The organism is Streptomyces phyllanthi, from assembly GCF_009377205.1.
Classification (GTDB): Bacteria; Actinomycetota; Actinomycetes; order Streptomycetales; family Streptomycetaceae; genus Streptomyces; species Streptomyces phyllanthi.
In genome coordinates this window covers 76497-83402 of the sequence record NZ_VJZE01000004.1, presented here as the reverse complement: position 1 = coordinate 83402, position 6906 = coordinate 76497, and the positions used below count along the sequence as shown (strand labels likewise).

The 6906-nt window shown below is 67.2% G+C and carries 7 protein-coding genes and 1 pseudogene; 4 read left to right on the top strand and 4 right to left on the bottom strand.

The genetic code is table 11. From position 1 onward, the window contains the following. Together FNH04_RS01710 and FNH04_RS01705 are read left to right on the top strand one after the other, a co-directional pair. A pseudogene (locus FNH04_RS01710) lies at positions 1-346 on the top strand (SDR family NAD(P)-dependent oxidoreductase); the annotation flags it as partial. 474 nt (positions 347-820) lie between these two features. Beyond that, complete coding sequence (locus FNH04_RS01705) at positions 821-1105, top strand: putative quinol monooxygenase (protein WP_322722374.1); 285 nt, start codon at positions 821-823, stop codon at positions 1103-1105. 368 nt (positions 1106-1473) lie between these two features. Here the strand turns inward: FNH04_RS01705 and FNH04_RS01700 are convergent, their stop codons facing one another. Next, entirely contained in the window at positions 1474-2127 is a 654-nt protein-coding gene (locus tag FNH04_RS01700; protein ID WP_152779541.1) for a hypothetical protein, read from the bottom strand. Positions 2128-2646: 519 nt separating this feature from the next. Between FNH04_RS01700 and FNH04_RS01695 the strand changes: the two genes are divergently transcribed. Continuing rightward, positions 2647-3213, top strand: a complete 567-nt coding sequence (locus tag FNH04_RS01695) for a hypothetical protein (protein WP_152779539.1) — start codon at positions 2647-2649, stop codon at positions 3211-3213. An 84-nt stretch (positions 3214-3297) separates the two neighbouring features. Here the strand turns inward: FNH04_RS01695 and FNH04_RS46295 are convergent, their stop codons facing one another. Beyond that, a complete protein-coding gene (locus tag FNH04_RS46295; protein ID WP_194236503.1) occupies positions 3298-3444 on the bottom strand; it encodes a hypothetical protein in 147 nt (48 codons plus the stop codon). 247 nt (positions 3445-3691) lie between these two features. On the opposite strand from FNH04_RS46295, the gene FNH04_RS01690 reads away from it, so the two are divergent. Continuing rightward, on the top strand, positions 3692-4087 hold the full coding sequence (locus tag FNH04_RS01690; RefSeq protein WP_322722371.1) for an Imm7 family immunity protein: 396 nt from the start codon (positions 3692-3694) through the stop codon (positions 4085-4087). 163 nt (positions 4088-4250) lie between these two features. On the opposite strand, the gene FNH04_RS01685 is transcribed toward FNH04_RS01690, so the two are convergent. After that, a complete protein-coding gene (locus FNH04_RS01685; protein ID WP_152779537.1) occupies positions 4251-5633 on the bottom strand; it encodes an MFS transporter in 1383 nt (460 codons plus the stop codon). Positions 5634-5953: 320 nt separating this feature from the next. Continuing rightward, positions 5954-6667 carry an IclR family transcriptional regulator gene (locus tag FNH04_RS01680; protein WP_228030973.1) on the bottom strand — a complete coding sequence of 238 codons (714 nt, stop codon included), beginning with the start codon at positions 6665-6667 and terminating at the stop codon, positions 5954-5956. Positions 6668-6906 lie beyond the last annotated feature (239 nt).

The following is a 6906-nucleotide window of genomic DNA, read 5'->3' as shown; positions in this document are numbered from 1 at the left end:
CCTCCCGGGTCCCCACGCCCTCCCGCTCGACCTAGACGGCGGTACGGCCCTCGTCACCGGCGCCGCCGGAGGTATCGGCCGTGCCCGCGCGCTGCGGCTCGCCGCCGCCGGAGCCAAGGTGAGGGCCGTCACCCGGGACACCGAAGGCCTCGACCCACTCGCCGGCCTGGCCCGGCCGGCCCGGGACCTCGCGGGCACCGTCGAGCCCCATGTCCTCGACCTCACCGACCTGGACGCGGCCGAACTCGCCGCCACGGGCACCGACGTCCTCGCCAACAACGCCGGACTCCGGCTGATCCGCGGGGCACTGCCCCACATGTACGGGCAGGGATGGGGCCGCATCGTCAAGCAGCGCTGCCCCTCGGTGTATGCCGCGGCCACGGTGTCAGGGCGGGCCGCCAGGTCCCCTAGGCCAGCTGGCCCGCAGGTCGACGGGCCAGCTCCGTGGCGGTGTCGCCCTGGTCGAGCGGCAGCAGCACCGTGTTGTGGAGGTCCAACTGGCCCTCAGATCGGAAAGTTGGCCTCACCCGCACGGCGCTGAGCGCCGTCTCCCGTACGTATGCAGTTCAGACCGTACGGGCGTCCGGTGCCCGAGTCACGGTCGAAAGGCCGCCTGCGGGGCGTACATGGCGCCGTGCAGCACCGAGTAGGTGTTCTGTGCTGTGCGGAACCAACAGCCAGGGCCTGTCTCTTCGATCTGGCAGCTCGGGCCACCGATGATTTCTGTGGTCCACTGCGGTCTGTCTCCCCAGTGGCCATGCCGATAGGCGGTCACGCTGCACACCAACATCAGGCGAGTAGCCGCAACGCGAGGAGTACCGTGATCATTATTGCTGGGAAATTGTGGGTGGACGCTGCTGACCGCGACGCATATCTGGCTGGATGCTCGAGGGCCGTTGAGCAGGCCCGATCCGCCGTCGGCTGCCTTGATTTCGCTCTGTCGGCCGACCTGATCGAGCCGGACCGGATCAACGTGTACGAGCGCTGGGAGACTGATGAGGATCTTGCACGCTTCCGTGGCGCGGGTCTGGAACCCGAGCAGGCGGCGCAGATCCGCGACGCGGAGGTGAGCAAGTACCGGGTCTCCGGTGTTGAGGCGCCGTAACGCGTGTGCCCTTCCATCACGATAGGTCGTCCGTCCTGCCGTCGATGAGGGGCGTGCCCTGGAACTGTTCCGTGCCACAGATCGACGCGATCACCTGGCCCATCCGGACCCACGGCAGATGGGGCTGAGCATCGGGGAGGGCCAGGACGGGGCGCCCGAGCCTGAACCAGGGACGCGCGTTGTCGGCGCATGCGGGGCGTCCTGGTTCACTCTTTGCAGCAGCTGTTCATCGGGGCCGGTGATGTCTCGCGGGTGAGCGGTGGCAAAGGGGCCACAGCGGACAGTTGCAGGAAGTTCGTGCTGGACGGACCTACCGCATACCACCAGGCGCCGTACAGGAAGCCGCACGCGTGGACAGCCCGCAGGCTCTATTCACCCTGGTCGGGCTGTGCCTCGGACTGCGGCTGGGGCTGGGCAGCGTCCTCCGCCGTGTCGGGGGTGGTGTAGAAGACGGAGTTTCCCTGCTTGGTGCGCTGGGCCTGGTTCTTGGCGACGAGCCCTTCGAGTGTGGTGCGGATGACGGTGGCCTTGATGCCACGCTCGGGATGGTCCTGGCCGAGTGCAGTGGCGATTTCCGCGGCGGAGCGAGGCTCGCTCTGTTCGGCGAGGTGGCGGCGAACGAGTTCGACCAGCGTCGGCTGGGCCGTCTTCACGACCGTCTTGTCCTGGGATTTCTCGGCGGCCGGCTTCCTGACCGGCGTACGGCTCTCCGCGGCCGTGTCCTTCTTCGCACGGGTCCGCTTGGGTGTTGCGGACTTGGCAGTGGCCTTCTTGCGCGGTGGGGGCACGGAGGCGCTGTCGGACACGGGCGCAGGCCGAACATCGTCCGATGTGACGCCGAGTACCTGCTGCATGTTCACCAGTACCGTGTGGTCGTTCTTCAGGGCGGACAACTGCTCCTGCAGTGCCACGATTTCCGCGCTGATTCGTTCCTGCTCTTTGATGTTGCGCTCTAGATCGCTGGCCACTTGGGCCAGGTACTGGGAAGTCAGTTCGGTGGGGGATGTCGTGCTCTCGGACATGATGCTGACCTTTCTTTAGTTTTCCAGCCGCAGCGCGGGCCTCTTGGAGGCCGCTGCGGGGGCAAGTGCGTGCGCTGCCCCGGCGGCGTCTGGGCGGGCAGCTCCGGTGCCTACCGCGAAGTCGTCCTGGCGTAGTGATGGTACGGATCAGTGGCATCGGTTGTTTGCGGTGAGGTGGCGAGCCATGAAGTGTGTCTTCGCAAGGTAGATCACGGGTTCGGAGTGGCGGTAGTGGTGACGCCGTGCCGCGTAGCGGAGTCGGGTGCCCGTGCCCGTAGGCGCCGGACGGGCTTCGCTGAGCTAGCCACTGCGCGAGCTCCGGCTGCGGAGCGGGCCGCACGTGCGTTCGGCCCGGTGACGAACCAGTCCAGCGACATCGAGATTCTCCATGGCCTTGCTCATGGCGTCTCTTCCGTCCTGGCCGCAACCGAACACGCATCTGGCGTGTCTAAGACCCCGCAACACGCGTAAAACGACGCACAAGGGCCCAGAGCCCGAGGGGGGACCGAGTTGAGACACATGACACGAGCCGCGCTGGCCTGCCTGATCAGTGCAGGGGCAGCCGTCACCGTCGGCGGTGGTGCCGCGCAGGCCGCCCCGCATGCGGAGAGCGGATCCCAGCCGGCGAAGACGATCGAGAAGGGCTACGCCCTGTCCTGCGCCGGGCAGTCCTCAGGCGTCTTCGTCGCGGTGGACCTCTACCAGAACTCCGCGTTCGGCTCGCACGCCAGTGTGTCGGTCGAGACGCCGGAGGGAGAGTACGGCGGCGGTTACGGACCAGAGGACACCACGCTGCTCTCGAACGGAACGATCACGGCCGACATCCCAGTCCGGAAGCTGGACGATACGGCCGAGCCGGCGGGCGACGCGGTCATCAGCGGCACCTACACCGCAGTGGGCAAGCCCAAGCCCGTGCACGAGGTCATCGAGGACCCGGCGGGCCACTATGTGATCACCAAGGGCACAAACACACAGCTTCACACGGCGGCCACGGTCGATGTGCTGGGCACGACGGTCCCGCTGTCCTGCTCCACCGCCTTCAGGTTCGACCTCACAGTGTGGCGGCTGACTCCTGGTCAGGACTGACGACCGGCCCTGGCATGCCGCACCGTGCGAGGGTGACCTCGATGGGCGTGTTCGGGCAGCCGTCGAGGACCTTGGTGATCACTGTCAGTGCGTGAACGAGCAGTCGTACCCGCCCTGGAAGCCGTACAGCGCCGCGAACCAGTCCCGGACGCGGGGGTCGTCCGGGTCGGCGTGGCCGTCCAGGACGCGGACCGAGTCCGCGACCAGGTCCTCGATCAAGTGCTCGGACATCGGGTTCTCCGTTCTTCGACCGGCGGACACACTGGAGGCCCTTGGCCATCCGACCGGAGCCGCATTCCTACGGCCGAACCGCACGATCGTCTCTCCCTGACTCGATGGAGGAGATCTCCGAGGCGAGCGAACCCGACACGGGCCTCAAGACCAGGCCGCGAGCAATGGGTCAGCATCGGTAGTGTGCGGAGACGGCCCTGGGGATTCGTCTGCAGCGATGACGTCCAGCTCTGACTAGGATCGTGAGGTGTTTGAGTACCACGGCTGGATCACAGTCCGCGAGACCGCAGTTGATGACGGCGATGCGGCCCGTCTGCGGCAGATCGTCGATGAGCTTCGGCTTCACATCGCCCGGATGGCCAGCCCTTACTTGCTTGACCTCAGGTGGATGAACGGCGAGCCGTTCATCCACCTCGGGGGCTGTTCCAATCACCGCTCGTCGCCTGATGTTGTCGAACTGTTTGAGCATGTGGCGGTGGTTGCCCCTGGTTCCTACGGGCTCCTCCACGTTCGCGATGACGAGGACCCGGGTCACGAGAACGAGGTACGCGTGCTCAGGCTCGTTCGGGGCATGGTCACGCAGCACATGGAGACGCTGTTGTCTCCGTGTATCCCGACGCTGGAAGATCCCTTCACCGACTGAGGCGTTGAGCCGGCTGACCGCCCGCTCGACCTCGTTGCGGCGCTTGTACTGGTTTCTCGTCGAAGCCGGCGGGTCGGCCGCCGCTGCTGCCCCGGAGGGGACACCGGCTGGGCACCCCGTGCCGGGCGCCCAGCCGGTGCCGAGGCTGCCCTCGGCATGCGGATCAGGTCGGCTCCGGCAGGGAGCGCACCGTCCCGTCTGTGCTCGCGTGCCCGACCGGGGCTGCCTCTCCGGCAGCGCGGGGAACCAGTCCGATGAGTGCGGCACCGATGACGCCGGGTACCGCAAGAGCGTAGAAGTTCCACTGGTACGCCAGCCCGGCCCCGATGATCAGTCCGAGCAGCGGTGGGGCGAGCATCGAGCCGAGGCGGCCGAAGCCCAGCGCCCAGCCCAACGCTGTGGCACCCATCCGTACCGGGTAGTACTTGGAGATGTAGGCGAGGACGAACGTCTGCGTTCCCATCGCTCCGACGCCTCCCAGCGCGACGGCCACGTACAGCACTGCCGTGGGCAGCCGCAGGCTGAGCAGGATCACGGCGACGCCGGCCAGGAGACAGGTCGTGACGATGACCGGCTTCGAGCCGATTCGGTCGGCGGCCAGGGAGATGAGGAGTTGGCCGACGACGGCCCCGAGGTTGAACATGAGGAGGAAGCCGAGCGCGGAACCGGAGGAGTAGCCGGCCCGGCGCATGATCTCCGGGAGCCAGGTGTTGTATCCGTAGATCATGAACAGGCACAGGCACGACATGGCCAGGAAACACAGAGTCGCCACGACGTAATTGCGCGAGAACAGGGCTTTCACAGGCGACATGCTGCCCGGGCCGGTTCCGGTCGGTGACTGGGCCGACGCCGATGCTTCGGTCGGTGTGCCTTCGAGAGCGATATCCCAGCGCCGAGCTGTCTTCTCCGCCTCGGCGTCCCTGCCCTTGGCGCGGAGGAAGGCGATCGACTCGGGCAGGAACTTCAGGGCCACAGGCACGACCAGGACAAGCGGGAGGAGACCGAGCAGGAACATCGCCTGCCAACCGAACCTGGGTATCACGAACATCCCGGTGAAAGCGGCGATGATGCCGCCCACGGGAAAGCCGCTGAAGATGATCGCGAAGACCAGGTTGCGTGTCTTGGGGTGTGAGTATTCACCGCTGAGAGCGCTGGCGGTCGGCAGTACGCCGCCGAGGCCGAGGCCGGCGAGGAACCGGAAGAGACCGAACACCTCCGGGGAGGTCGCGAGCGCGCACAGGCCCGTCATCGCCGAGAACCAGATCAGACAGCCGATCAGCATCCTGCGTCGGCCCAGTATGTCGGTGAGCGTGCCGACGGTCGTGGCTCCTATGAGCATCCCGATCAGAGCGAAGGAACCGATCAGGCCGGCGCCGGCAGGGGTCAGGCCCCACCCGGGTTCGTGCAGCAGGGACGGGATGACAGCGCCGTAAATGACGACGTCGTACCCGTCGGCAACGATGGCGATCCCACAGATCGCGAGGACCAGCAAGGTCACCGGAGGCCAGGTGGCGTTGCCACGACCTCCGCGACTGTCTTCGAGCATGACGATTCCTCTCACATGGCTTGTGGGTGTGCGTCTCTCTCGCCCTTGGATGCGGCGTGCGTGAGTTCGTTGGTGGCAGCCGCAGGCCGACCGGCGCCATGCCGGGCATGCGGAGGCTGAAGGCACACGCGGCCCGGATCAGCGAGTGTCGTTGGTCGATGGCCTGACTGCATCGCCTGTGGCTCATCTCGCACCGCTAAGTGTGCACACTATTACGGGGCTGTAAAGGGTTGTGGGCAGGAAGCAGGCATGTTGTGGGTGCGGGGTCTAACTCTGGCACGGCAAGGCATCAATGTGTATGCACATCTGAGGCGGCTGTTTTACGGCATGCTGCCGGAGCCCAGGCCCCGGGAGATGCCACGGCCGGCCAGCACAACAGCGGGTACCAGCAGATGGGTTCGGGCCTCTGCGCACACCACGGACAGGGCCGCGACCACGCGGCCCTTGGTGTCGGTGACCGGTGCTGCCACCGAATGGGCGTCCGGGCTCATCTCCTCGCGTACGACCGCGACACCGATCCGGCGGCACTCCGCCAGGGTCAGCCGCAGCGTGGCCGGGTCGGTGATGGTCCTGGGTGTGAAGCGGGTCAGGCCGTTCCGTACGACCTCCAGGAACAGCCCCTCGTCGGCGTGGGCCAGCAGCACCTGCCCGACGGCGGACGCGTGCAGGGGTAGCCGTCCCCCGACCTGGGACACCACGGGAACCGCTCCCGCAGCGGAGATCCGTTCGACCACGAGGGCGTCGGTGCCGTCGAGGACGGCCAGTTGCACGTGCTGCTGCGTGGCGGCGTGCAGGTCCTCCATGATGGGCATCGCCCGGACGCGCAGGGGCAGTCCTCGCGGGTTGAGTGTGCCCAGCTCCCACAGGCGCAGGCCGATGACGTAGGAGCCGCGCGGCAGGCGTTCCAGCGCTCCCCACGCCGTCAGTTCGCCGACCAGTCGGTGGGCCGTGGCGTGGCGGAGGCCGGCGAGGCGGCAGATCTGGGCGAGGGTCAGTTCCGGGTGTCCCTGCGTGAACGCGTCCAGGATCGCCAGGGCCCGGGAGGTGACTGTGCGACCGCGGTCGCCGCTGTTGGCCGTGTCGGGTCCTTTCGCCGTGGTGGCGGGCGTTCCGCCTCCGTCATTCTCCGGTCGGCAGACGGCCGTGGACAGGAAGCTGTCCGTTCAGCGGACATCGTAATGACCTCGTGGGTTCCGCCCCGGAGTCTCTCTTCCAGAGCTACAGCCGAAAGGAGTTCGGGCATGCGCATGACCGAGACGTCGCGAGGCGGCGG